Below are 24,605 nucleotides of genomic sequence, written 5' to 3'. Positions count from 1 at the left end.
GCGCCCCTCAGCCGTCGAGCAGCCCCGAGGTCGCCACCAGATAGCCGAGTTGGGCGCGGCTGGTGCTGCCCAGCTGCTCGGAGACCTTGCGCATGTGCTCGGCGACGCTGCGGCGGCTCATCCCGATCCGCCGGGCGATCGAGGCGTCCGTCTCCCCGTTGACCACCGCTTGCAGGATCGCGCGCTGCAGGTCGGACGTGACGACGGGGGTGCGCAGGGGCGCGCGTTCGGGCCGGACCGGTACCGCGCGGGCCCATGCCTCGTCGAAGCTGCGGGCCAGGAACCGCACCAGGGACGGGTTCTGGATGCGCAGGGCCTCGTGTGCGTCGTCGGAGAACGGGACGAAGGCGAGGTCCAGGTCGAAGACGATCACCCGGTCGGCCACCTCGGCGAGCGTCCTGATCTCCGCTCCCGCGGCGGTGACCTGCTCGATGTACGCGAGCGTCGTCCGGTCCGAGCGGACGGTGTGCTGGTAGATGGTCCGCTGCCGGATCCCCCGCCGCAGGTTGCCCAGGTCCCGGATCAGCGCCTCCTCGAGCACGTGCGCCGGCCGGCCGCCGCCGGGGTGTGCCGTGCGGACCTGTTCCCGGCAGCCGGCCACCCCCGCGTCCAGCGCCTTGCTGATGACGGGCTCGCCGGAGAGCCGGGTGAGTGCGGGCTGTTCGCTGCGGTGGACGTCCGCGTACAGGGCCTCGAAGACGGAGAGCGTGGCCCGGGTGGAGCGCAGATCGCGGCGGCGTTCGAGGACGGCCTCCTGGAGCGGGGCCAGCGCGGAGTAGGAGGCGGTCTCCGGTGGTACAGGAATCATGAAGCCCGGTGACTCGCGGTCCGTCACCATCAGATGCAGGGCCCGCAGACAGCCGGCCACCTCGCCCTGCGGAAGGCTTCCCGCCACCAGCGCACGCCGGTAGGAGGCGAGCGCCGCCTCGCACGGCTGCTCCGGCGGACGGAATCCCCGCGCGACGCCGCCCGGCGACGATTCGCGGCAATCACATGCCGGTGGGCTGGAATGATCGTCCTTCACAAGTATGCAGATTACCTTTGTGCATACGGGATGACCGCGGCGAGTTCGCGCACTTCCACGACGATGAACGGGTGACACCCGGCACCGAGCACTCCATCAGCCCACCGACCGGCGAATCGGCCAACTCCTCTCGCGGGGAACGGCGTTATCGATTCCTGGTGACCGGCTACGCCGTCTCTTCGTACGGCACGTTCCTGAATATGGTGGCGCTCAATCTGTTCGTCTACGAGACGACGGGCCGGGCTCTCGCCATGGGGCTGTTCATGGCGGTCCGGCTGGCTTCCGGATTTGTCGCCGGGCTGACCGCGGGCGGTCTGCTCGCCCGGTTCACGGCGAAAAGCGTCATGCTCTGGACGAATATCGCGCAGGCGGCGGTGATGCTGCTGCTGATTTTCGCGCCGGACGGACTGCGGACGGCCGCGCTGGTCGCCGTCTCCGTCGTCGTCGGCTCCTGCGGAACGCTGTTCATGGTGTCCCTGCGCAGCTCCATTCCCGAGATGGTGGGTGAGGACCGGCGCTCCTGGGCGAACTCACTCTCCATCACCGGCCGTTCGCTGGCGATGGTGGCCGGCTTCGCGTCGGCGGGCGTCGTCGTCTCGCTCGTCGGGTACACCGCCGCGTTCGTGGTGGACATGGCCACCTTCGCGGTCTGCGCCGTCACGGTGGCCCTGCTGCCGATCGCGGGCGGCGGGAAGGGAAGGCCGGAGAAGGCCTCCGGCGCGGACGGGGCAGCATCCCCCGGCCCGGACGCCGCGGACGGGGCAGCGCCCCCCGGCCCGGACGCCGCGGGCGCGGCCGCCTCCCGGCCGGCCCGGCGCCGGATGCCCGTCGCGCTCGCCGCACTGGCCGGCGCCCCCGCTCTGGGGCTGATGGTGGCGCTGCGCGGTGTGGACGCGCTGGGCTCCTCGTCGCACAACGCGGCCCTGCCGGTCTACTCCAGCGAGCTCGACGCCTCGCACCCGGCCGTGTTCGTCAGCGCCTTCTGGTGCCTGTGGGCGCTCGGCAACATCGTGGCGCAGCAGCTGATCCAGCGGTACGGGCGGCGCACCGGCCGGTCCGTCGGCGCGCCGGGCTTCGGCTACGGCACCTGTGTCATGTCCGGGGCGTTCATCCTGGCGTTCGCCGGGTTCCCGCTGACGGCCACGGCGGTGATCGCCCTGGTCGCGGGGGCCGCCGACGGCCTCACGGAGGTCTCGTACACCTCGCATCTGCAGACCCTGCCGGCCGGGCTGCGCGCCCACGCGTTCGGTCTCTCCGCGACGGTGGAGAACCTCGGCTTCGGCGCCGGGATGATCCTCGTCGCGGCGGCGCTCGACCACTACAGCCCGCTGACGGTCGTGGGCTGGTCCCACGGGGTGGCTCTCGTGGTCGCCGCCGTGTTCCTGTTCCGGGTGGCGGGGCCGCGCAGGACGGCGTCGAGCCCGTCGGCGCCGTGAGGGCTGCCCGGCCGGTCCGCGTGCAACGGATTTCAGCCAATCTTGCGCGGCGCCGTCCGGCGGCGCCCGCCACGTTCCCGGCGGCGGCCCGCGCCGGCGGCGCGGCCCCGTACCGGACGGGGGTCGCCCAGGACGTGCGGGCCGGGCCGCGCGCCGCCGCGCCGGTCAGGGCCGTGCCGCCCGCCGGCGTCCCGGCCGCACCGCCGCTTTCGCGCAGCGGGCCGTCCGCACGGCTTGCGGGACACCGGGCCGATGCGGTGAGTTGTCCGACGTTGCCGGAGAACTCCCCCTGCCCCCGGCCCCGCTCCTCCCGGTCCCGAACGCCGCACCGCACCGCCCCCGGTCCCGAACGCCGCATCAGCCCCCGCCCGGCCCGAACGCCGCACCGGCACACCGCCGCCCGAACCCTTACGCCCGAACCACTCTCACCGTCCCACTCCGGAAAGGCGGACACCGCATGACGCCGGTCCCCCACCGCAGCCACGCCGACGACCTTCTCTCCTTCATCAGGGCCAGCCCTTCCCCGTACCACGCCGTGGCGAGCGCCGCCCAGCGGCTGGAGAAGGCCGGCTTCCGTGAACTGAGGGGCACCGACGACTGGACGGGCACCACCGGCGGCGGCTTCGTCGTCCGCGGGGGCGCGCTGATCGCCTGGTACGCCCCCGAGTCCGCACCCGCCCACACGCCGTTCCGGATCATCGGCACGCACACCGACTCACCGAACCTGCGGATCAAGCCCACCCCCGACACCTCGTCCGCGGGGTGGCGGCAGATCGCGGTGGAGATCTACGGCGGAGTGCCGCTCAACACCTGGCTCGACCGTGACCTGGGCATCTCCGGCCGGCTGGCTCTTCGCGGCCCGGGCGGCCGGACCGATTCGCGGCTCGTCCAGATCGACGAACCGCTGCTGCGGGTGCCCCAGCTGGCGATCCATCTGGACCGTACCGTCAACGACGGCCTCGCCCTGGACCGGCAGCGTCACATCGCCCCCGTCTGGTCGCTCGGCGCCACCGAGGAGGGGGCGCTGCTGCGCCGGGTCGCGGCTGCGGCGGAGGCCGAGCCGGACGAGGTGCTGGGCTGGGACCTGATGCTGCACGACATCCAGCCGCCCGGATACCTGGGCGCGGACCGGGAGTTCCTGGTGTCCGCGCGCCTGGACAACCTGGTGTCGGTGCACGCCGGTGTCACGGCGCTGACCGCTGCGGCGACGGCGGCCGAGGAGCCCGCGTACATCCCCGTGCTGGCGGCCTTCGACCACGAGGAGGTCGGCAGCGGCTCGGACACCGGTGCGCAGAGCCCGCTCCTGGAGCGCGTCCTGAGCCGTTCGGTCTCGGCGCGGGGCGGCAGCCAGGAGGACTGGTCCCGGGCGCTGGCCGGTGCGTTCTGCGTCTCGGCCGACATGGCACACGCGGTCCACCCCAACTACGCGGAGCGGCACGACCCCGACCACCGCCCGCTGCCCAACTGCGGCCCCACGATCAAGGTCAACGTCAATCAGCGTTACGCCACCGACTCGACCGGGATCGCGCTGTTCGCCTCGGCCTGCGAGCGGGCGGGCGCACCGTGGCAGCCGTTCGTCTCCAACAACGCGATGCCGTGCGGCACCTCGATCGGCCCGCTGACCGCGGCCCGGCTGGGCGTACAGACGGTCGACGTCGGTGTGCCGGGGCTTTCGATGCACTCGGCGCGCGAGCTGTGCGGGGCGGAGGACCCCGGGCACCTGGCGGCGATCCTGGGGGCGTTCGTGACCTCCGGCTGACCGCCCCGGCACACGGTGCACCGGGGCGGTCAGGGGCCGGATGCGGCCCGTACAGGGCGGGGAGGGCCGGATGCGGCCCGTACGGAGCGGGGAGGGGCCGCATACGGCCCCTCCCCGCCCCTGTGGAGCCCGTGGGCTACGCGAAGCGCTGGCTCGCGCTCCCGTCGCAGGGCTGGAGCCTCAGCGGGTCATGGGCACCCGCCAGGGTCGCGCACAGTCCGGTCGACGCGGCCGGGCGCAGGGTGCCCGACTGCTGGACGAACTGCTGGTTGGCAGCGCCCCCGCAGTTGTAGAGGATGAGCGCGGCGCCGGCCTTGTAGTCGGCGCCCGGTACGTCCAGGCAGCGGTCGTGGCTCAGCTGCGGACGGACGTTCTTGGTGCCGGAGTCGTACCACCAGCCCTGGTTGCGGCCGCCGTGGCACTCCCAGCCGGTGACCCCGGTGTTGTTGCGGGTGACCGAGGCGGGGACGTCCAGGCAGCTGCCCGTGGCCTCGCCGCGCACGGGCTTGAAGAGGTCGTCCCAGGCCGCGGGCTGCAGCACGGGCTTTCCGGTGCTGGCCGGGTCGGCGCAGCTCGCCTCGCGCAGGCCCGAGTTGTAGATCTGGGTCAGGCAGGAGGCGAAGGCGCCGTGGCCGGCCGCGTTCGGGTGGAAGGACTGCCGGACGGAGTTGGAGTCCGGCGGGAAGTGCGAGAGGTCGATGAACAGGCCGCGGGCCCAGGTGGACTCGCTGCACACCTCGTGGCCGTGGAAGAGCCGGGAGTTGTCCAGGTAGACGGCTCCGGTCTCCGTGGCCGCCTTGCGCATGCCGCGCTCGAAGGCGGGAACGGCGACGTTACGGCCCCAGGCGGCGTCGGAGTCGTATCCGGCGCAGCCGCCGGGAAGCTTGCCGGGGAAGTTCGCGTTGTCGTAGAAGTCCGGGCCGATGGGGCTCGGGTAGCCCATGACGACGAGCTTGTAGTCGCCGTCGGTGTATCCGGCGCCGCTCATCACGGTCTTCAGGTCGCGCACGGTCTTCTCGACCTTGGGCACGAGCGCGTCTACGCGGGCCTGCCAGCCGCCGTCGTACTTCGGCTCGCAGGTCCCCTGGGACAGCACCCAGCGCTCGACGCAGTCCGTCATGACCGGGCCGAACTGGAGGTCGTCGTTGGCGCCCGCCACCAGCACGATCATCTTGATGCGGGTGTTGCGCGCCTTGATGGCGAGGTTGTCGCTCTGCACGAGCTGGTCGGCGTACTGCTTCGAGCCGCCGATGACGATGTTCCCGGTGTACGCGCCGGAGCAGGAGACGTTGTACGTGACGTCGGCCGGGATCCCGGTGCGGTGGATCGCCGAGTCGGGCGAGCGGTGGCACCAGTTGTCGGGGCCGTTGGTGCCGGCCTCGTACGTGCCGACGCCCTCGCCCGAGATCTCGCTGTCGCCGAGCGAGATCAGTCCGGTCTTGCGGTCGGCCAGCGGGCGCTCGGCCGGGTCACCGTACAGCTTGGTGGCCTCGGCGGCGCGGATGGCCTCCAGGTCGGGCGGCAGTGCGGTGGATGCGGTACTGGTGGTACCGGGCTGGGCGGCTCCCGCCGGTCCGGCGGCGGCGGTCATCCCGCCCACCGCGGCTGCCATGGCCGCGGCGGCCGCGACCGTACATCGGAGTCGGTATCTGGTGCGCTTCATTGCGCCTCCCGAGGTTGTTGTTACCCACGGTATTTACTGGTCGGTAGGCAACTTGGGAATACATAGAACAAGACAAGTGCTCATCTTTTTCAGGAGGTTGAACGCAGATGAACGACGAAACGGGCCGGACCGGGAACAACCCGGCCGGTGGGGACTACCGCGTCGAGCACGATTCGATGGGCGAGGTGAGGGTGCCCGCGGACGCGAAGTGGCGGGCCCAGACCCAGCGGGCCGTGGAGAACTTCCCGGTCTCCGGACAGCGCCTTGAGCGGGCCCACATCGAGGCCCTGGCCCTGATCAAGGCCGCGGCGGCCAAGGTCAACGCCGATCTGCTGGTGCTCGACCCGGACATCGCTCTGGCCATCCAGGAGGCGGCGGCCGAGGTCGCCGGCGGACGCTGGGACGCGCACTTCCCCGTCGACGTCTTCCAGACCGGCTCCGGCACCTCGTCGAACATGAACACCAATGAGGTCGTGGCCACGCTCGCCACCGAGCGCCTGGGCCGCGAGGTCCACCCCAATGACCACGTCAACGCCTCGCAGTCGTCCAACGACGTCTTCCCCTCCTCCATCCACATCGCCGCGACCGGCGCGGTGACGGGCGCGCTGATCCCCGCCCTGGACCATCTGGCGGCCGCGCTGGAGCGCAAGTCCGCCGAGTTCGCGACGGTCGTGAAGTCGGGGCGTACGCACCTGATGGACGCCACCCCGGTCACCCTGGGCCAGGAGTTCGGCGGGTACGCCGCACAGATCCGCTACGGCATCGAACGGCTGAACGCCTCACTCCCCCGCCTCGCCGAACTGCCGCTCGGCGGCACGGCCGTCGGCACCGGCATCAACACCCCGCCCGGCTTCTCCGCCGCCGTCATCGCCGAGGTCGCCCGCGTCACCGGACTGCCGCTCACCGAGGCCCGGGACCACTTCGAGGCGCAGGGCGCGCGCGACGGGCTGGTCGAGACGTCGGGCCAGCTCCGCACGATCGCGGTCTCCCTCACCAAGATCTGCAACGACCTGCGCTGGATGGCCTCGGGCCCGCGCACCGGACTGGCCGAGATCAGCCTCCCCGACCTCCAGCCGGGCTCCTCGATCATGCCCGGGAAGGTGAATCCGGTCATTCCCGAGGCCGTGCTGATGGTCGCCGCCCAGGTGATGGGGAACGACGCGACGGTCGCCGTCGCGGGCGCCGCCGGCAACTTCGAGCTGAACGTCATGCTCCCGGTCATCGCGAAGAACCTGCTGGAGTCGATCCGGCTGCTCACAGGGGTGTCCCGGCTGCTCGCGGACCGTACGGTCGACGGGATCACCGCCGACGTCGAGCGCGCCAGGGAGTACGCGGAGTCCTCGCCGTCCGTCGTCACCCCGCTGAACAAGTACATCGGTTACGAGGAGGCGGCGAAGGTCGCCAAGAAGTCCCTCGCCGAGCGCAGGACGATCCGCGAAGTGGTGCTGGCCTCGGGTTATGTCGAGCGCGGGGACCTCACCGTGGAACAGCTCGACGAGGCACTGGACGTGTTGCGTATGACTCGTCCGTGACGTGCATCGCTGTGCCGGGGCGGCCGCGTCACTAAGATCCCTCCATGACAGGTACCGGAGAGACCGAGCGCTGGGCGCCGGGTGATCAGATCCTGTGGCGCTACCGCGGCAACGGACCGCTGCGGCACGACCGGAGCCCGAACCCGGTGCACATCTGCCGCCCCGTCACCGTCGTCCAGGACACGGAATCGCTCCTCGCCGTCTGGGTGGCGCCCGGCACCGAATGCATGAAGCCGGTCCTGACGGACGGCACCGATGTGCACGCCGAGCCGCTCGCCACCCGGTACACCGCCCCGCGCACCACCGCCCGCTCGACCTGGCTGGGCAACGGGGTGCTGAAGCTGGCCCGGCCCGGCGAACCGTGGTCGGTCTGGCTGTTCTGGGAGCAGGGCTGGCAGTTCCGCAGCTGGTACGTGAACCTCGAGGAGCCGCGGACCCGCTGGGCGGGCGGCATCGACTCCGAGGACCACTTCCTCGACATCTCGGTCTACCCGGACCGCAGCTGGCTCTGGCGCGACGAGGACGAGTTCGACCAGGCCCAGCGGGTCGGCCTGCTGACCCCCGAGGTCGCACAGCAGGTGCGTGCGGCCGGGCGGGCGGCGGTCGGGGTGATCCGTGAATGGGGGGCGCCGTTCCGGGACGGCTGGGAGCACTGGCGGCCCGATCCGCACTGGCGGGTTCCCGCGCTGCCCGATGACTGGGACCGTACCCCCTCCCCCATGCCGTCGTGAGACCCTTGATGCACCCCAGGGGGGCAAACGTAGGATCGTCCCGAGGAAGGCAGCTCCGCCCCAACCGGCAGGTACGGGACGCGACCTGACCGCAAGTCATCCAGTCATCGCACACGTGGCACGCTTCACGAACCGCATCAGCCGCACGAACCGCATGAGTCGTACTCGTCGCACGATTCACATGAGTCGTACGAGTCGTACGAGTCGCATGAGTTGCCCGTATCGCATGAGCCACTACGAGGGGGTGGGGACGTGCTCGCATTCCGCCGCCGCGCCGCCGGAAACGTTGTCACCGAACCTCTGCGCAGACATCCGGTTTCGGCCCCTCGTACCGGGGCAGGCGATGTCAGCCGTTGTTATTGCCGCTCTTGGCGGGGCACAGTAGCGCCCCACGAGGTGATTGCCTCATACAACCGGCCCGGACGGACGGAACCCCACGCGTGACGGAGCACCCCACCTCCCACGAAGGCCGGCAGCCTCTCGCCGCCCGGCCGCAGGAACGCACCCGGCCGCGGCAGCGGGATGCCGCATCCGCGGCGGCTGCCGCCTCCGCGGCGATCCCGGGCCCGGCCAAGGGGCCGAATCCTGCCGCTTCCGGCACGGGCCCCGCGACCGGCCCGGACCCTCAGGCCGTAGCCCGTCGCGAGGGCGACCGGCTGCGCTTCGTGGGGGCCGCGACCCGGCGGATCGCCCGCGGGATAGACCTGGACGAGATCGTGCTGGGCCTGTGCCGGGCCAGCGTGCCGACGTTCTCCGACGCCATACTCGTCTACCTCCGCGACCCGCTGCCGGTCGGCGACGAACGGCCCGTCAACCCGTTCGTGCTGCGGCTGCGCCGCTCCGACCGGCTGCGGCTGGCCGACGAGGAGACCGAGGGCCTGTCGGAGACCGAACGGCTGCGGCTGCCCGCCATCGATCCGCAGGCCGATCTGACGCCCGCCTCCGAACTGTGCGAGGTCCGGGCCGGCGGTGCGCTGGCCGAGGTGCTGCGCGGTGTACGGCCGGTCTTCGGCGACTCCGCCGCCGCCCGGGTCGCACTGCCCGAGCTGCTCGGCGCGGACCGCACCGTGCCCTCCGGACACCGGGCGATCCTGGCCCCGCTGCGCGGCCGGCGCCGGGTGATCGGCGCCGCGGTCTTCCTGCGCGGCACCGAGCGCCCGCCCTTCGAGGCCAACGACCTGCTGGTCGCCGCCCAGCTGGCGACGCACACCGCACTCGGCATCGACAAGGCCGTGCTGTACGGGCGCGAGGCCTATATCGCCGACGAGCTCCAGCGCACCATGCTGCCCGACTCACTCCCCCAGCCCACCGGGGTCCGGCTCGCCTCCCGCTACCTCCCGGCCGCGGAGACCGCCCGGGTCGGCGGCGACTGGTACGACGCGATCCCGCTGCCCGGCAGCCGGGTCGCCCTGGTCGTGGGTGACGTCATGGGCCACTCCATGACGTCCGCCGCGATCATGGGCCAGCTGCGCACCACCGCGCAGACCCTGGCCGGGCTCGACCTGCCGCCGCAGGAGGTGCTGCACCACCTCGACGAGCAGGCGCAGCGGCTCGGCAGCGACCGCATGGCGACCTGCCTCTACGCGGTGTACGACCCCGTCGCGCACCGCATCACCATCGCCAACGCCGGCCACCCGCCGCCCGTCCTGCTCCACCTCGGCGGCCGCGCCGAGGTGCTCCGGGTGCCGCCCGGCGCCCCGATCGGCGTCGGCGGGGTGGACTTCGAGGCCGTCGAGCTGGACGCACCCGCGGGCGCCACGCTGCTGCTGTACACCGACGGCCTGGTCGAGTCCCGGCTGCGGGACGTCTGGACCGGCATCGAGCAGCTGCGCGAGCGGCTCGCCGCGACCGCCCGGCTGACCGGCCCGGACCACTCGCCGCCGCTGGAGGCCCTCTGCGACGACGTGCTGGACATGCTCGGTCCGGGCGACCGGGACGACGACATCGCCCTGCTCGCCGCCCGGTTCGACGGGATCGCGCCGAGCGACGTCGCGTACTGGTTCCTGGAACCGGAGGACTCCGCCCCGGGCCGCGCCCGCAGGCTCGCCCGCCGCGCCCTCAGCAGGTGGGGTCTCGATGACCTGTCGGACTCGGTGGAGCTCCTGGTCAGCGAGGTGGTGACCAATGCCGTGCGGTACGCGGAGCGGCCGGTGACCCTGCGGCTGCTGCGGACCGACATCCTGCGCTGCGAGGTCGGCGACGACGCCCCGCAGCTGCCCCGGCAGCGCCGGGCCCGGGACATGGACGAGGGCGGCCGCGGGCTGTTCCTGGTGAACCGGCTGGCCCGGCGGTGGGGGGCGACCCGGCTGTCGACCGGCAAGGTCGTCTGGTTCGAGATGCCCACCGGGGGGCAGTGAGCGGGGCCGTCGGGGCGGCGGTCACGCAGCGTTTCCAAATGTTGCCGACCTCCTTCGTGCGGAGTTGACTTCAGTCGTGTGCGACGCGACCTGACCGAAACCCCCACCGACGGGAGGACGCTCGTGACCGAGGAGTCCAGGACCAAGAACGCCCCCTACACCACCACCAACGCCGGAATCCCGGTGGAGAGCGACGAACATTCGCTCACCGTCGGAACCGACGGCCCGATCCTGCTCCAGGACCACTACCTCATCGAGAAGATGGCCCAGTTCAACCGTGAACGGGTCCCCGAACGGGTGGTCCACGCCAAGGGCTCCGGCGCCTACGGCACCTTCAAGGTGACCAACGACGTCAGCCAGTTCACCAAGGCCGACCTCTTCCAGCCGGGCAAGCAGACCGCCATGCTCGCCCGCTTCTCCACGGTCGCCGGTGAGCAGGGCTCCCCGGACACCTGGCGCGACCCCCGCGGATTCGCACTGAAGTTCTACACGGAGCACGGCAACTACGACATGGTCGGCAACAACACGCCGGTCTTCTTCGTACGGGACCCGATGAAGTTCCAGGACTTCATCCGCTCGCAGAAGCGCCGCCCCGACAGCGGGGTGCGCGACCACGACATGCAGTGGGACTTCTGGACCCTGTCCCCCGAGTCCGCGCACCAGGTGACGTGGCTGATGGGCGACCGGGGCATCCCGAAGACGTACCGCCACATGGACGGCTTCAGCTCGCACACCTATATGTGGGTGAACGCGGGCGGCGAGCGGTTCTGGGTGAAGTACCACTTCAAGACCGACCAGGGCATCGAGTTCTACACCCAGGACGAGGCCGACGCGATGGCCGGGACCGACGGTGACGTCCACCGCCGCGACCTGTTCGAGTCGATCAAGCGCGGCGACCACCCGAGCTGGACGCTCTCCGTCCAGATCATGCCGTTCGACGACGCCCCGGACTACCGGTTCAACCCGTTCGACCTGACCAAGGTCTGGCCGCACGGCGACTACCCGCTGACCGAGGTCGGCCGGATGACGCTGAACGAGAACCCCGAGGACTTCTTCGTCCATATCGAACAGGCGTCCTTCGAGCCGTCGAACCTGGTGCCCGGCATCGGTCCGTCCCCCGACAAGATGCTGCTCGGCCGGCTCTTCTCGTACCCGGACACCCACCGTTACCGGATCGGCCCGAACTACGCGCAGCTGCCGCCGAACCGGCCGCGCTTCTCGCGCAACTCGTACTCCAAGGACGGCCCGATGCGGTACGAGCCGTCGCGTACGGGTGCCGTCTACGCCCCGAACTCGTACGGCGGTCCGGCGGCCGACACCGCGCGCTTCGGCGAGCCGGCCGGCTGGGCGACGGCGGGCGAGATGGTGCACGAGGCGTACACGCTGCGCCGGGACGACGACGACTGGGGCCAGGCGGGCACGATGGTGCGCACGGTCCTCGACGACGCGGCGCGCGCGCGGCTGGTGTCGAACATTTCCGGCCATCTGCTGGACGGTGTGAGCCGCCCGGTCCTGGAACGGGCGCTGCAGTACTGGCGCAACGTGGACAAGGATCTCGGCGACCGTGTCGCGAAGAAGGTCGCAGGCGGCTGACCGGGGCGGGCGCAACACGGAACGGGCGGTGTGCGAGGGCGGAACCCTCGCACACCGCCCGTTCGGCGATGCGGCGCGCCGGCGGATCAGCCCGTCAGCGCGTTGTCCTTGTTGTCCGGTCTGTTCTCCCCCGGCTTCACCGGAACGTCTCCCGTGGCCGTGGGGCCGGGCTCGGTCGCCGGGTCGGTGGGTGGCCCGCTCGTCGGGTCCCCCGTGGGGCTGGCGGGCGGCGTGGTGACGGGCGACTCGGTGTCCGTGGGCGGCTCGGACGTGGGTGCGTCGGTGGTCGGCTCCTCGGAGGGCGAGGCCTTCTCGGAGGGCGACGTGGTCGCGCTCGGCGAGCTGGTGTCCGGCGGCGGGGTGACCGCGGCGCCCATGTCGGTGTCGAGGACGAACTTGCTCGGCTCGCCCATGGCCTTCGCGGTGAAGTCGGCCCAGATCTCGGCCGGGAAGCCGCCGCCGTTGACGCGGCCGCCGCCGCCGGCGCCCTTCAGGGTCACCTGCGCGCCCTTCTGGACCTTCTTGCCGTCGTCGCCGGTACGGGGGTAGGCCGCTTCGCCGAAGAGGCCGACCGAGGTGACGAGGTCGGGCGTGTAGCCGGTGAACCAGGCGGACTTGTTGTCGTCCGAGGTGCCGGTCTTACCCGCGATCTGCTGGTCGGTCAGGCCCTCGGCGTTGCGCACGGACCCCTGGGCCGTACCGTCGTCGACCACGCCGGTCAGCACGGAGGTCACGGAGTCCGCGGCCTGGCGGCTGATGACCTGGTCGCCGATGGCGTCGGGCATCTGCACCGGGTCGTCGCCCTGGTGCACGGCCGACTTCACGATCTGCGGGGTGACCTTCTTGCCGTGGTTGTCGAGCGTGGCGTAGATCCCGGCCATCTCCATCGGGCTCGCGCCCATGGAGCCGAGTGTCTGCGCGGGCACGGCCGGGAGGCCTTCCACGTCCATGCCGAGCTTGCCGGCGGTCTGCATCACCTTGTCCATGCCGACGTCCACGCCCATCTGGGCGAAGACGGAGTTGATGGACTTGTTCATCGCCGTCTGGACGGTGACCGGGCCGTAGTCCCGGTCGTCCTCGTTCTCCGGCGCGAAGGCCTGGTCACTGCCCTCGACCGGGCGCTTGCTGGTCCCGTCGTAGCGGGTGTTGGCGGTGATCCGCTGGTCCTCCTGCGTCACCGACTCCTGGTCGAGTGCGGCGGCGAGGATGACCGGCTTGAAGGTGGAGGCGGGCTGGTAGTCGCGTCGCCCGGCGTTCGACGTCCAGTGCTCGGACTGGCCGCGACCGCCGTACAGGGCGATCACCGCGCCGGTCTTCGGATCCACCGAGACGGCGCCGGCCTGGATGTCCTGGTCGAGCTTGCGCTGCTTGGTGTCCAGCTTGTCGATCAGCTTCGTCTCGACCGACTTCTCCAGCTTCTGCTGCTGCTTCTTGTCGATGTTGACCGTGACCGTCCAGCCGCCGAGGTCGAACTGCTCGCGGCTGATGCCCGTCTCCTTCAGCACCGCGTCGCGGGCCGCATCGACGATGTACCCCTTCTGGCCGGCGGCCCCGTTCAGCGGCTTGGGGTCCTTCGGGTACGGGAACGTCTGCTTCTGGCGCTCGCCGGAGTCCAGCCACTTCTCCTCGACCATGTTGTCCAGCACGTAGTTCCAGCGCTCCTTGACGAGCGCCTTCCCCTTCGGGCCGGCGACGGCCCAGTCGTACTGGCTGGGCGCCTGGAGCAGCGCGGCGAGGTAGGCGCCCTCGGCGACGTCCAGGTCCTTGGCGTCCTTGTTGTAGTACGCCTGTGCCGCGGCCTGGATGCCGTACGCGCCCCGGCCGTAGTAGCTGGTGTTGATGTACCCGGCGAGGATCTCCGACTTGCTCCGCTTCTGGTCGACCTTCAGCGAGATGACCAGCTCTTTGAGCTTGCGGGTGACCGTCTGGTCCTGGTCGAGGTAGTAGTTCTTGACGTACTGCTGGGTGATGGTCGAGCCACCCTGCTTGCCCTTGCCGGAAACGGTGTTCAGCAGGCCGCGGGCGGTGCCTTTGAAGTCGACGCCCTGGTCCTGGTAGAAGGACTTGTTCTCGGCGGCGACGAAGGTCATCTGGACCTCCTTCGGCACCTGGGCGAGGTCCACGATCTCGCGGTTGACCTCGCCGGTCCTGGCCATCAGGGTGCCGTCGGAGTACTTGTAGATGTTGCTCTGCAGCTTGGCCTGGGCGTTGCCCTCGGGCACGCTCACCATCATGTAGAGCACGGCGAAGGCGCCCATGCCCAGCAGGCAGACCCCGAAGGCCGTGCCCAGTAGTTTCCGCCAGGTGAAGAGTCTGCGTATGCCGCCGCTCTTCTCGGCCCGCCGCGACCCGCGCCGCTGGGCTCGTCGCGCATCCGCTCGACCCATTGCTGTGTTACTCCCGCTTCTCTGCTCGACCGGATCAGCTCGGACCTGCCAGCTAACACCGTCGGTAAGGACAAAAAGCTGGCGATCCGGTGTTTTCCGGACGTGACAATCAGCACCCGTTCCCAAAGGAACCGACTCACGAGAGGTGCGCAGGGTTGCGAAAAGCATTAATGTGTAATCACATTGCTAGCGCAGAGCTAGCCCACACTCAACGGGGGATTCCATGACCGATCCACAGGTTCCGACCACACCCACCGGTCCGGCCGCACCGCCGGCCGGCCTTGAGCCCGACGCCCCGCAGATGCCGGAACCGCAGGTCCGCGAGGTGCGGGCGCACAGCATCGCGGGCGGCCTCGGCCTGCTCCTGACCGTGCTCGGGGTGATCGTCGGCATCGGTCTCGCCATCATCGGGGGCGTCATCGGGAGCAACGGCAACAACGGCGTCGGCGTCCCGGTCTGCATCCTGGGCGTGCTGCTCGCCATCGCCTCGTTCTTCTGCATGGGCGGTGTGAAGATGGTCGCACCGGGCGAGGCGAGGGTCATCCAGCTCTTCGGCCGGTACGTGGGCACCATCCGCGCCGACGGGCTGCGCTGGATCAACCCGCTGACCTCCAGCCGCAAGATCTCCACCCGGGTCCGCAACCACGAGACCGCCGTCCTCAAGGTCAACGACGCCTACGGCAACCCGATCGAGCTGGCCGCGATCGTCGTCTGGAAGGTCGAGGACACCGCACAGGCCCTCTTCGAGGTCGACGACTTCCTGGAGTTCGTCGCCACCCAGACCGAGGCGGCCGTCCGGCACATCGCGATCGAGTACCCGTACGACGCCCACGAGGAGGGCGGCCTCTCGCTCCGGGGCAACGCCGAGGAGATCACCGAGAAGCTGGCCGTGGAGCTCACGGCACGGGTCCGGGCAGCGGGCGTGCGGATCATCGAGTCCCGCTTCAGCCACCTCGCGTACGCCCCCGAGATCGCCTCCGCGATGCTCCAGCGCCAGCAGGCGGGCGCCGTGGTCGCGGCCCGGCAGCAGATCGTGGAAGGCGCGGTCGGCATGGTCGAGATGGCGCTGGCCCGGATCGCCGAGCAGGACATCGTCGAGCTCGACCCGGAGCGCAAGGCCGCCATGGTGAGCAATCTGATGGTGGTGCTGTGCGGCGACCGTGCGGTGCAGCCGGTCCTCAACACGGGCACGCTCTACCAGTGACGGAAGAATCCCCCCGGCGCAGGGCGCCGCAGTCCCGGCCGCAGCAGCGCAAGCAGATGCTGCTGCGGCTGGACCCCGCCGTGCACGACGCGCTGGCGCGCTGGGCCTCGGACGAGCTGCGCAGCGCGAACGCGCAGATCGAGTTCCTGCTGCGACGGGCGCTCGCGGAGGCGGGACGGCTGCCGGGCGGCGCGGCGCCCATCCCGCGCCGGGGCCGCCCGCCGAAGGCGCCTGAACCGGACCCGGGGCCGGGGCCGGAGTGATCCCGGGCCGGTTCCCGGGGATGGGATCAGCCGTCGTTCACTCGAAGGGACGACTTCCGCCGATCGGTATACACGCGAGGTATACACACCGTGTAGAGTCCTGGTCATGTCTATCGGCCACACCCTGCTCGGGCTCCTGGAGTCCGGCCCCCGCCACGGCTACGACCTCAAGCGGACCTTCGACGAGAAGTTCGGTCACGACCGTCCCCTGCATTACGGACAGGTCTACTCGACGATGTCCCGGCTCCTCAAGAACGGCCTCGTCGAGGTCGACGGCGTGGAGACCGACGGCGGTCCGGAGCGCAAGCGCTACGCCATCACCGACGCCGGCATCACCGATGTCGCCGCCTGGCTCGCGCAGCCCGAGAAGCCGGAGCCGTACCTCCAGTCGACCCTGTACACCAAGGTCGTCCTGGCCATGCTCACCGGCCGCAGCGCCACCGATGTGCTGGACGCGCAGCGCTCCGAGCACCTGCGCCTGATGCGGATCCTCACCGATCGCAAGCGTCACGGCGACCTCGCCGACCAGCTGATCTGCGACCACGCGCTGTTCCACCTGGAAGCCGACCTGCGCTGGCTGGAACTGACCGCCGCGCGACTGGGCCAGCTCGCGAAGGTGGTGGCCGCGTGACCCCCGCCGGCTCCCTGCTCGCCGCCCGCGACCTGCGCAAGACCTACGGGACGACCGCCGCACTGGACGGCGCCTCGTTCTCCATCCACCCCGGTGAGGTCGTCGCCGTGATGGGCCCCTCCGGCTCCGGCAAGTCCACCCTGCTGCACTGCCTCGCCGGGATCATCACCCCCGACTCCGGGACCATCTCCTACGCCGGCCGCGAGCTGTCCGCGATGTCCGACGCCGAGCGCAGCGCCCTGCGCCGCAGCGAGTTCGGCTTCGTGTTCCAGTTCGGCCAGCTCGTCCCCGAGCTGACCTGCGTGGAGAACGTCGCCCTGCCGCTGCGGCTGAACGGCACCCGCCGCAAGGACGCCGAGCGCATCGCCCTGTCGTGGATGGAGCGCCTGGAGGTCGACGACGTCGGCGCCAAACGCCCCGGCGAGGTCTCCGGCGGCCAGGGCCAGCGGGTCGCGGTGGCCCGCGCGCTGGCCGCCTCCCCGAAGGTGGTCTTCGCGGACGAGCCGACCGGCGCCCTGGACTCCCTCAACGGCGAGCGGGTCATGCAGCTGCTCACCGAGGCCGCCCGGTCGGCGAACGTCGCCGTGGTGCTGGTGACCCACGAGACCCGCGTCGCCGCCTACTCCGACCGCGACATCACCGTCCGCGACGGCCGCGTCCTCGGTCTGGAGTACGCCGAATGACCATGCTCGACGCGAAGAAGGCCCCGGCCGGCCCGTCGGAGCGTCCCGGTGCCCCCTCGCGCACAGCACCCTGGCTGCGCGACCTCTGGCTCGGCATCCGGTTCGCCGCCGACGGTGGCCGCGAGGGCTGGATCCGTACCCTGCTCACCGCCGTCGGCGTGGGAATCGGTGTGGCACTGCTGCTCACCGCCTCCTCCGTGCCGCACATGCTCGACGAGCGGTCCGCCCGGGACCGGGCCCGCTCCGAGACCAAGATCTCCGAGTCCCCCGACGCCTCGGCGAAGAAGTCGGACAGCACGGTCCTGCGGATAGAAGCGAGCACCGAGTACCACGACCGCTCCATCACGGGCTTCCTGATGCGCGCGGACGGCGACCACCCGGTCGTCCCCCCGGGGATCGGTGAACTCCCCGCCCCCGGCGAGATGGTGGTCTCCCCCGCGCTCGGGAGACTCCTCGACTCCCCGAAGAACGCGCTGCTCAAGGAGCGGCTGCCGTACGAGGTCACCGGCACGATCTCGGACGAGGGCCTGCGCTCACCCGGCGAGCTGTGGTTCTACGCGGGCAGCGACACCCTCACCCGCGCGTCGGGCGGCCACCGGATCGCCGGATACGGCAAGCCCGGCCCGACCGACCCGCTGCCACCGATCCTCATCGTGCTGACCATCATGGTCTGCGTGGTGCTGCTGGCCCCGGTCGCCATCTTCATCGCCACCGCCGTCCGCTTCGGCGGCGACCGCCGCGACCGCCGCCTGGCCGCCCTGCGCCTGGTAGGTACGGACATCCGGATGACCCGCCGGATCGCGGCCGGTGAGGCACTTTTCGGCTCGGCGCTCGGCCTCCTCATCGGGCTGGCCGTGTTCCTGACGGGGCGCCGGTTCGTCGGCCACATCGAGATCTGGGACGTCAGCGCCTTCCCCGCCGACCTGTCCCCCGACGTCCGGCTGTGCGTGCTGATCGCCCTCGCGGTCCCGCTCACCGCCGTGCTCGTCACCCTGATGGCCATGCGCTCCGTGGTCATCGAGCCGCTCGGCGTCGTACGCAACAACCGCAGCCGTAAGCGTCGCCTCTGGTGGCGGCTGCTGCTGCCGGTCGCCGGACTCGCGGTCTTCGGACTCGGCGGCAGGATCGATGAGTACAGCCCCGTCAACCCGTATCCGGTCGCCGGAGGCGCGGTGCTCGTCCTCGTCGGGCTGGCCCTGCTCCTGCCCTGGCTGGTCGAGGCCTGCGTCGGGCGGCTGCGCGGCGGCCCGGTCCCCTGGCAGCTGGCCACCCGCCGGCTCCAGCTGAGCAGCGGGGCGGCCTCCCGCGCGGTCAGCGGCGTCACCGTCGCCGTGGCCGGTGCGGTGGCCCTGCAGATGCTGTTCGCCGCGATGAACGACGACTTCAACAGGATCACCGGCCAGGACCCGTCCCGCGCCCAGTTCTACGCCGCCTCCCAGATCGTCAGAGGCGATGCCGCCCTGCGCTCGATCAAGGAGTTCCGCGCCACCAAGGGCGTCACCCAGGTCATCGGCACGGTCGAGGCGTACGCGACGAAGCCGGGGACGTACAAGGAGGACGAGATCCAGCCCACCACCTCGTTCACCGTCGGGGACTGCGCGACCCTGCGCGAGATCGCCCGGATCACGACCTGCCGGGACGGCGACACCTTCGTCGCCCATCCCAAGGACAAGGGGCAGGCCGGCTGGGTCGACCAGACCGCTCGCAAGGGCAAGGTGCTCGAATTCGACAGCTACGGCCACGGCACGCCGCTGCACTGGACGCTGCCGGCCGGCTCGCGGACCGTCGCGGCCCGGACCGACCCGTACGGCGAGGAGCGCTCGGGCATCCTGGTCACGCCCGGAGCGATTGACGCGCGGACCCTGCCGGGAGCCGAGACCGTCGCGCAGATCCGCATCGACGAACAGGTCCCGGACGCCGCCGAGTACGTACGCAACACGGCGGCGCGACTCGACCCCGGCATGCGCCTGGTCACCCTGAACTCGTTCGAGCGCAACCGGCAGTACGCGAGCATCCAGACCGGCCTCCAGGTCGGCGCGACCGCCACGCTGCTGCTGATCGCCGCATCCATGCTGGTCTCCCAGCTGGAGCAACTGCGCGAGCGCAAGCGGCTGTTGTCGGTCCTGGTCGCCTTCGGCACCCGAAGGATCACGCTCGGCTGGTCGGTGTTGTGGCAGACCGCGATCCCGGTGGTCATCGGGCTCGCGGTGGCGGTGGCCGGCGGCCTCGCCCTCGGCGCCACGCTGTGCTGGATGGTCGGCAAACAGGTGTCCGGCTGGTGGCTGTTCCTGCCGCTGGCGGGGGCGGGCGCGTCGCTCATCCTGCTGGTCACCCTGCTGTCCCTGCCGCCGCTGTGGCGCATGATGCGCCCGGACGGGCTGCGCAGCGAATAGCTCCCCCGCCGGCCGGACCTGTGCTCAGGTCCGGCCGGCCGTCGCCACGCGCACCGGCAGGGCCGCCATCGCGCCGCGCAGCGCCGCCGCGAACTCCTCGAACTCCTCGTGCCGGGCCGCTCCCGTCCGCATCCCCAGCGCCACCCGCCGTGCGGGAGCCGGGTCCGCGAAGTATCCGGTGGTCAGCGCCTCGTTGCGGGCGGTCTCGACCGTCACCGCGGTCCGCGGCAGCAGTGTCACCCCGAGCCCGCCGGCGACCAGCTGCACCAGCGTGGAGAGCCCGGCCGCGGTCGTGGTGACCGGAGCGCCCTCCGTCCGCCCCGCCTCGCGGCAGATGTCGAGCGCCTGGTCGCGCAGGCAGTGCCCCTCGTCGAGCAGCAGCAGCGGCAGCTCGCGCAGCGCCTCACGCGGAATGTCCTGCCGTCCGCCGAGCCAGTGACTGCACTCCATGACCAGCACGAAGTCCTCGTCGAAGAGCGGGAGTTCCGTCACCCCGGGCACGCCGAGGGGCACCGCGAGCAGCAGCAGGTCCAGCCGCCCCGCGGCCAGCCCCTCCAGCAGCGAGGAGGTCTGCTCCTCGTGCACCTGGAGGTCGAGGTCGGGGTAGCGCTCATGGACCAGCCGCAGCACGGTCGGCAGCAGATACGGGGCGACGGTCGGGATGACGCCGAGCCTGAGCACTCCGGTGAACGGCGCCCGGACCGCCTCGGCCTCCTCCATCAGCTCGCCGACGGCCTCGAGCACGGACCGGGCGCGGACCGCGAGCCGTTCCCCGGCGGGCGAGAGCAGCACCTTGCGCGTCGTACGCTCGATGAGCTGGACACCCAGTGCCTCCTCCAGCGCGGACACGGCGCCGGAGAGTGCGGGCTGACTCATCCCGATTGCTGCCGCGGCGTCCCTGAAGTGCAGATACTCCGCCACGGCGGCGAAGGCGCGCAGCTGCGAGAGGCTGGGCTGTTTGGGGCGATTGCCCTGATTACTCTGGGCCACTGATAGGCACCTCCGATCATCACGACCGAGTGTAGCTATTTCCGCTATCAATGCACTCTGTGCCAAGGTGGACACCGTCCAACCCTCAGGAACACCCCCAAAAAGGGTCTTCCTACGCTGCAAGGAGAGCGCGTGCTCACTGTCGGTGACAAGTTCCCCGAGTTCGATCTGACCGCTTGTGTTTCGCTGGAGAGCGGCAAGGAGTTCGAGCAGATCAACCACAAGACCTACGAGGGTCAGTGGAAGATCGTCTTCGCGTGGCCCAAGGACTTCACCTTCGTGTGCCCGACCGAGATCGCCGCGTTCGGCAAGCTGAACGAGGAGTTCGCCGACCGTGACGCCCAGGTCCTCGGCTTCTCCGGTGACTCCGAGTTCGTGCACCACGCCTGGCGCAAGGACCACCCGGACCTGACCGACCTGCCCTTCCCGATGCTGGCCGACTCCAAGCACGAGCTCATGCGTGACCTCGGCATCGAGGGCGAGGACGGCTTCGCCCAGCGCGCCGTCTTCATCGTCGACCAGAACAACGAGATCCAGTTCACGATGGTGACCGCCGGTTCCGTGGGCCGTAACCCCAAGGAGGTCCTGCGGGTCCTCGACGCCCTGCAGACCGACGAGCTGTGCCCCTGCAACTGGACCAAGGGCGAGAACACCCTGGACCCGGTCGCGCTCCTCTCGGGCGAGTGAGCTGACACCGACATGGCACTCGACGAACTGAAGGCCGCCGTTCCGGACTTCGCCAAGGACCTCAAGCTGAACCTCGGCTCGGTCATCGGCAACAGCGAGCTCCCGCAGCAGCAGCTGTGGGGCACCGTGCTGGCCTGCGCGATCGCCTCGCGCTCGCCGAAGGTGCTGCGCGAGCTGGAGCCGGAGGCGAAGGCCAACCTCTCCGCGGAGGCGTACACCGCCGCGAAGTCGGCCGCCGCCATCATGGCGATGAACAACGTCTTCTACCGGACCCGGCACCTGCTGTCGGACCCCGAGTACGGGACGCTCCGTGCGGGCCTGCGGATGAACGTGATCGGCAAGCCGGGCGTGGAGAAGGTCGACTTCGAGCTGTGGTCGCTCGCCGTCTCCGCGATCAACGGCTGCGGCCAGTGCCTGGACTCCCACGAGCAGGTGCTGCGCAAGGCCGGCGTGGATCGTGAGACCATTCAGGAAGCCGTCAAGATCGCCTCGGTGATCCAGGCGGTCGGTGTGACCCTCGAAGCCGAGGCCGTCCTCGCCGAGTAGCACCCGCAGTACCCCTGATACGAGAAGGGCCCCGAGGACGACCGACCGTCCGAGGGGCCCTTCTTACTGCTCTTTTCCGTGCGTCCGCTCAGGCCTTCCCGGGCACGCCCGCCGCCGGCTCCTCGTCACTGCCGTCGTCGGTCTCCTCCGGCGGTGAGCCGGGCCCCCGGGTCGGTGCCGCGTCCAGTGACGTCGAGCCGTGCGGCGGTGGTGAGTGGCGGCGGGACTCCTCCTGCCCGTACGTGCGCAGATAGCCGACCACCGTATTGGTCACCGCGACCAGCGGCACCGCGACGACCGCACCCCCGATACCGGCGATCATGCCGCCCGCGGCGACCGAGAGCACCACGGCCAGCGGGTGCACGCGCACCGCGCGGCCCAGGATGAACGGCTGCAGGATGTGGCCCTCGATCTGCTGCACGGCCAGCACCACGGCCAGCACCATCAGCGCCGTGAACACTCCCTCGGTGACCAGCGCGACGACCACCGCCAGTGCGCCGGAGACCACCGCGCCGACGAGCGGGATGAAGGCGAAGAGGAAGATGAAGACGGCCAGCGGGACGGCCATCGGCACATTGAGGAAGTAGATCCCCAGGCCGATGAAGATCGCGTCGATCAGCGCGACTATCACCGTGCCCCGTACATAGGCGGTCAGCGTCCGCCAGGCCCGCGGACCGGCGCCCGCGACGCCCGGCCGGGCCTGGGCGGGTACGAGCTTGAGCACCCAGTGCCAGATGCGCTTGCCGTCGTACAGCAGGAAGAGCGTCGAGAACATCGCCAGCAGCATGCCGGTGAGGATCTCCACCATGACGGTGACGCCCTGCAGTCCGGCGGAGGTGATCGCCTCGGTGTTGGTGCCGACGGTGTCGCTGAGGTTCTTCGCGATGTCGTTGATCTGCTTGTCGGTCACATGGAACGGGCTGTCCAGCAGCCAGTTCTTCAGATCGTCGATCCCCGTCGTCACCTTGTCGGACAGGGTGTCGATGTTGTCCATGACCTGCCAGACCACGAACCAGCCGACCAGTCCGATGATGACGAAGCCCAGGATCGCGGTGACGGCGGTGGCCAGCCCGCGCGGCAGTCCGTACCGCTTCAGCCGGGCGACGGTCGGCTGGAGCATCGCCGTGACGAGCAGTGCGGCGACGAACGCCAGCACCACCAGCTGCACCGCGCTGATGACCCGCATGAGGACCCACAGGGTGCCCGCGAGCACGAGCAGCCGCCAGCCCGCCTCGGCCGCGACCCGCATCCCCCAGGGGATCGCCGCGACCGGGTCGGGGCGGGCGGCGACGGAGGGCGCGTACGCGGGCGGCGGCGGCACATGGTCGGCCACGGCCGCGCCGGTGTCCGCCGGCGCTGCGGCGGCGACCGCCGCCGGCGCCTCCTCGTGCACGGCCTTGTGGTCCTCGGCCTCCGTCTCGGCCCGCCGTTCCTCCAGGCGCTCGCCCAGCCTGGTCAGTTCAGCACCCAGTTGCCCGAGCCACCCCGGCAGTTTTGACATAACGGTTCCTCTACCCCCGTCCGCGCTCCCCACCACTCCCCCGGGAGCCGCTGCGCATGACCGTACACGCGCGAAGCCCCTCACCGTAGGACGGCGGGGGGCTTCGTGAGGTTGAGACCTGAACCTCGGAAGGTTCCAGGGTTCTCTAGTACCAGTGGTTGGCCTGCCAGAACGACCAGGCGGCGCACGGGCTGCCGTAGCGGCCGCTGTTCATGTAGCTGAGGCCCCACTTGATCTGCGTGGCCGGGTTGGTCATCCAGTCGGCTCCGGCCGTGGACATCTTCGAGCCGGGCAGCGCCTGGACGAGCCCGTAGGCGCCGGAGGACGGGTTGCTCGCCTTGTAGTTCCAGCTCGACTCGACGTTCACGATGTTGCTGAAGCACTGGAACTGGTCGGCGGGCACGATCTGCCGCGCCATCGCCTGGATCTCGGCGACGGTGTACGAGCCCTGGGTGGCGAACGCCGCGGTGCTGCGTACCTCGGAGCGGCTGGCGCGTTCGGCGGCGTCCTTCTTCTCCTGACGCTCCCGCTCCAGCTTGTCCTCGGCCGCCTGCTTCTTGGACTTGGCGTCCTTGGCGGCCTGTACGCGAGCTGTCTCCTCCGCGGACTTCTTCGCTGCGGCGTCGGCGGCTGACGCCTGGGCGTCGGCCTGCTGCGTCAGCGATGCGGTCTGCACCTGGGCCTGCTGGCCCGCGGGGATGTCTGCGAGCAGCGTGGTGTCGGCTGCGGTCGCCTCGAAGTTGTTGTCGTCGACAGCAGGGGTGCTGCCCGATGCAACGCCTACGACGGCGCCAACGGTGGTTACCGCAGTGGCAGATGCCACGGCGAACCCCCGGACCGAGATCCGGCTCACACGGTGTCCTTCCAGCATCGCCCGCTTAGGTGACCTCGCGGGCGAAATCGTGCCCCTGGCACTGGCCTCCCTACTGCTTGGGTCACGGGAGGCACGGGCCCGGTGGGCGACTCCCCGGAGGGAGCGCCGCGTGGTGCTCGCGGGCGGCATACGGACGGCGGTTGTTGAGTTGTGTGGTGTGTGGCACCTCTGGAGGTGCCGGTGTGCCGTATGCGGGGCCTGACGGAAGCAAGACTCTGCCGGAACGGGGCGCCGCGAGGCAATTCTCTGCTGCGTGTGAAAGCTCACACCTCGTTTGGCGCACATGAATTACGGAAATGGCGCCGCAACGCGATGCCGCCCGGCTAAGCTCCTTGGCTCGCCGGGCGGCAT

General features: G+C 70.7%; 19 protein-coding genes. 13 read left to right on the top strand and 6 right to left on the bottom strand.

The window, feature by feature from the left end; translation table 11 throughout:
* Positions 1 to 7: 7 nt before the first annotated feature.
* Positions 8 to 1,024: a LuxR C-terminal-related transcriptional regulator gene (locus OG782_RS24300; protein WP_406454287.1), complete on the bottom strand. Its 1,017-nt coding sequence runs from the start codon at positions 1,022 to 1,024 to the stop codon at positions 8 to 10.
* Positions 1,025 to 1,182: 158 nt separating this feature from the next.
* On the opposite strand from OG782_RS24300, the gene OG782_RS24295 reads away from it, so the two are divergent.
* Together OG782_RS24295 and OG782_RS24290 are read left to right on the top strand one after the other, a co-directional pair.
* Positions 1,183 to 2,460 (top strand): MFS transporter, encoded by a 1,278-nt coding sequence (locus OG782_RS24295; protein WP_406459245.1) that lies wholly within the window; start codon positions 1,183 to 1,185, stop codon positions 2,458 to 2,460.
* Positions 2,461 to 2,917: 457 nt separating this feature from the next.
* Positions 2,918 to 4,219, top strand: a complete 1,302-nt coding sequence (locus OG782_RS24290; protein ID WP_406454285.1) for a M18 family aminopeptidase — start codon at positions 2,918 to 2,920, stop codon at positions 4,217 to 4,219.
* 136 nt (positions 4,220 to 4,355) lie between these two features.
* Here the strand turns inward: OG782_RS24290 and OG782_RS24285 are convergent, their stop codons facing one another.
* Positions 4,356 to 5,882 (bottom strand): ricin-type beta-trefoil lectin domain protein, encoded by a 1,527-nt coding sequence (locus OG782_RS24285; RefSeq protein ID WP_406454283.1) that lies wholly within the window; start codon positions 5,880 to 5,882, stop codon positions 4,356 to 4,358.
* Between the two features lie 107 nt (positions 5,883 to 5,989).
* Between OG782_RS24285 and OG782_RS24280 the strand changes: the two genes are divergently transcribed.
* The 4 genes from OG782_RS24280 (at position 5,990) to OG782_RS24265 (ending at position 12,095) form a co-directional block, all read left to right on the top strand.
* Positions 5,990 to 7,414, top strand: coding sequence for a class II fumarate hydratase (locus tag OG782_RS24280; RefSeq protein WP_406454281.1), 1,425 nt, complete (start codon positions 5,990 to 5,992; stop codon positions 7,412 to 7,414).
* 44 nt (positions 7,415 to 7,458) lie between these two features.
* Positions 7,459 to 8,145: a DUF402 domain-containing protein gene (locus OG782_RS24275; protein WP_406454279.1), complete on the top strand. Its 687-nt coding sequence runs from the start codon at positions 7,459 to 7,461 to the stop codon at positions 8,143 to 8,145.
* 440 nt (positions 8,146 to 8,585) lie between these two features.
* A complete protein-coding gene (locus OG782_RS24270) occupies positions 8,586 to 10,502 on the top strand; it encodes a SpoIIE family protein phosphatase (protein WP_406454277.1) in 1,917 nt (638 codons plus the stop codon).
* Positions 10,503 to 10,625: 123 nt separating this feature from the next.
* Positions 10,626 to 12,095, top strand: coding sequence for a catalase (locus tag OG782_RS24265; RefSeq protein WP_406459243.1), 1,470 nt, complete (start codon positions 10,626 to 10,628; stop codon positions 12,093 to 12,095).
* Between the two features lie 86 nt (positions 12,096 to 12,181).
* Here the strand turns inward: OG782_RS24265 and OG782_RS24260 are convergent, their stop codons facing one another.
* Positions 12,182 to 14,482 carry a transglycosylase domain-containing protein gene (locus OG782_RS24260; protein ID WP_406454275.1) on the bottom strand — a complete coding sequence of 767 codons (2,301 nt, stop codon included), beginning with the start codon at positions 14,480 to 14,482 and terminating at the stop codon, positions 12,182 to 12,184.
* A gap of 223 nt (positions 14,483 to 14,705) precedes the next feature.
* Between OG782_RS24260 and OG782_RS24255 the strand changes: the two genes are divergently transcribed.
* The 5 genes from OG782_RS24255 to OG782_RS24235 all read left to right on the top strand — a co-directional run bounded on the left by OG782_RS24255 (position 14,706) and on the right by OG782_RS24235 (position 19,656).
* Complete coding sequence (locus OG782_RS24255; RefSeq protein ID WP_406454273.1) at positions 14,706 to 15,686, top strand: SPFH domain-containing protein; 981 nt, start codon at positions 14,706 to 14,708, stop codon at positions 15,684 to 15,686.
* Positions 15,683 to 15,949, top strand: coding sequence for a hypothetical protein (locus OG782_RS24250; protein WP_406454271.1), 267 nt, complete (start codon positions 15,683 to 15,685; stop codon positions 15,947 to 15,949). The genes OG782_RS24255 and OG782_RS24250 overlap by 4 nt, the downstream gene beginning before the upstream one ends.
* A gap of 106 nt (positions 15,950 to 16,055) precedes the next feature.
* Positions 16,056 to 16,580: a PadR family transcriptional regulator gene (locus OG782_RS24245; protein WP_406454269.1), complete on the top strand. Its 525-nt coding sequence runs from the start codon at positions 16,056 to 16,058 to the stop codon at positions 16,578 to 16,580.
* Positions 16,577 to 17,263: an ABC transporter ATP-binding protein gene (locus OG782_RS24240; protein WP_406454267.1), complete on the top strand. Its 687-nt coding sequence runs from the start codon at positions 16,577 to 16,579 to the stop codon at positions 17,261 to 17,263. The genes OG782_RS24245 and OG782_RS24240 overlap by 4 nt, the downstream gene beginning before the upstream one ends.
* Positions 17,260 to 19,656 carry an ABC transporter permease gene (locus OG782_RS24235; RefSeq protein WP_406454265.1) on the top strand — a complete coding sequence of 799 codons (2,397 nt, stop codon included), beginning with the start codon at positions 17,260 to 17,262 and terminating at the stop codon, positions 19,654 to 19,656. Before OG782_RS24240 ends, OG782_RS24235 begins: the two co-directional genes overlap by 4 nt.
* A gap of 24 nt (positions 19,657 to 19,680) precedes the next feature.
* Here OG782_RS24235 and OG782_RS24230 read toward each other — a convergent pair whose 3' ends face one another.
* Positions 19,681 to 20,646, bottom strand: a complete 966-nt coding sequence (locus tag OG782_RS24230; RefSeq protein ID WP_406454263.1) for a hydrogen peroxide-inducible genes activator — start codon at positions 20,644 to 20,646, stop codon at positions 19,681 to 19,683.
* A 132-nt stretch (positions 20,647 to 20,778) separates the two neighbouring features.
* On the opposite strand from OG782_RS24230, the gene OG782_RS24225 reads away from it, so the two are divergent.
* Both OG782_RS24225 and OG782_RS24220 read left to right on the top strand, forming a co-directional pair.
* A complete protein-coding gene (locus OG782_RS24225; protein WP_103759525.1) occupies positions 20,779 to 21,333 on the top strand; it encodes a peroxiredoxin in 555 nt (184 codons plus the stop codon).
* A gap of 12 nt (positions 21,334 to 21,345) precedes the next feature.
* Complete coding sequence (locus OG782_RS24220) at positions 21,346 to 21,879, top strand: alkyl hydroperoxide reductase (RefSeq protein WP_123461342.1); 534 nt, start codon at positions 21,346 to 21,348, stop codon at positions 21,877 to 21,879.
* A gap of 88 nt (positions 21,880 to 21,967) precedes the next feature.
* On the opposite strand, the gene OG782_RS24215 is transcribed toward OG782_RS24220, so the two are convergent.
* A complete protein-coding gene (locus OG782_RS24215; protein ID WP_406454260.1) occupies positions 21,968 to 23,380 on the bottom strand; it encodes an AI-2E family transporter in 1,413 nt (470 codons plus the stop codon).
* Between the two features lie 145 nt (positions 23,381 to 23,525).
* The gene (locus OG782_RS24210; RefSeq protein ID WP_406454258.1) at positions 23,526 to 24,233 is read right to left on the bottom strand and encodes a transglycosylase SLT domain-containing protein; all 708 of its coding nucleotides are present in this window, start codon (positions 24,231 to 24,233) and stop codon (positions 23,526 to 23,528) included.
* Between the last annotated feature and the right edge of the window lie 372 nt (positions 24,234 to 24,605).

This window comes from Streptomyces sp. NBC_00876, assembly GCF_045207435.1.
Lineage (GTDB): Bacteria > Actinomycetota > Actinomycetes > Streptomycetales > Streptomycetaceae > Streptomyces.
The sequence above is the reverse complement of the archived record's forward strand: the minus strand, read 5'-3'. Positions and strand labels throughout refer to the sequence as shown.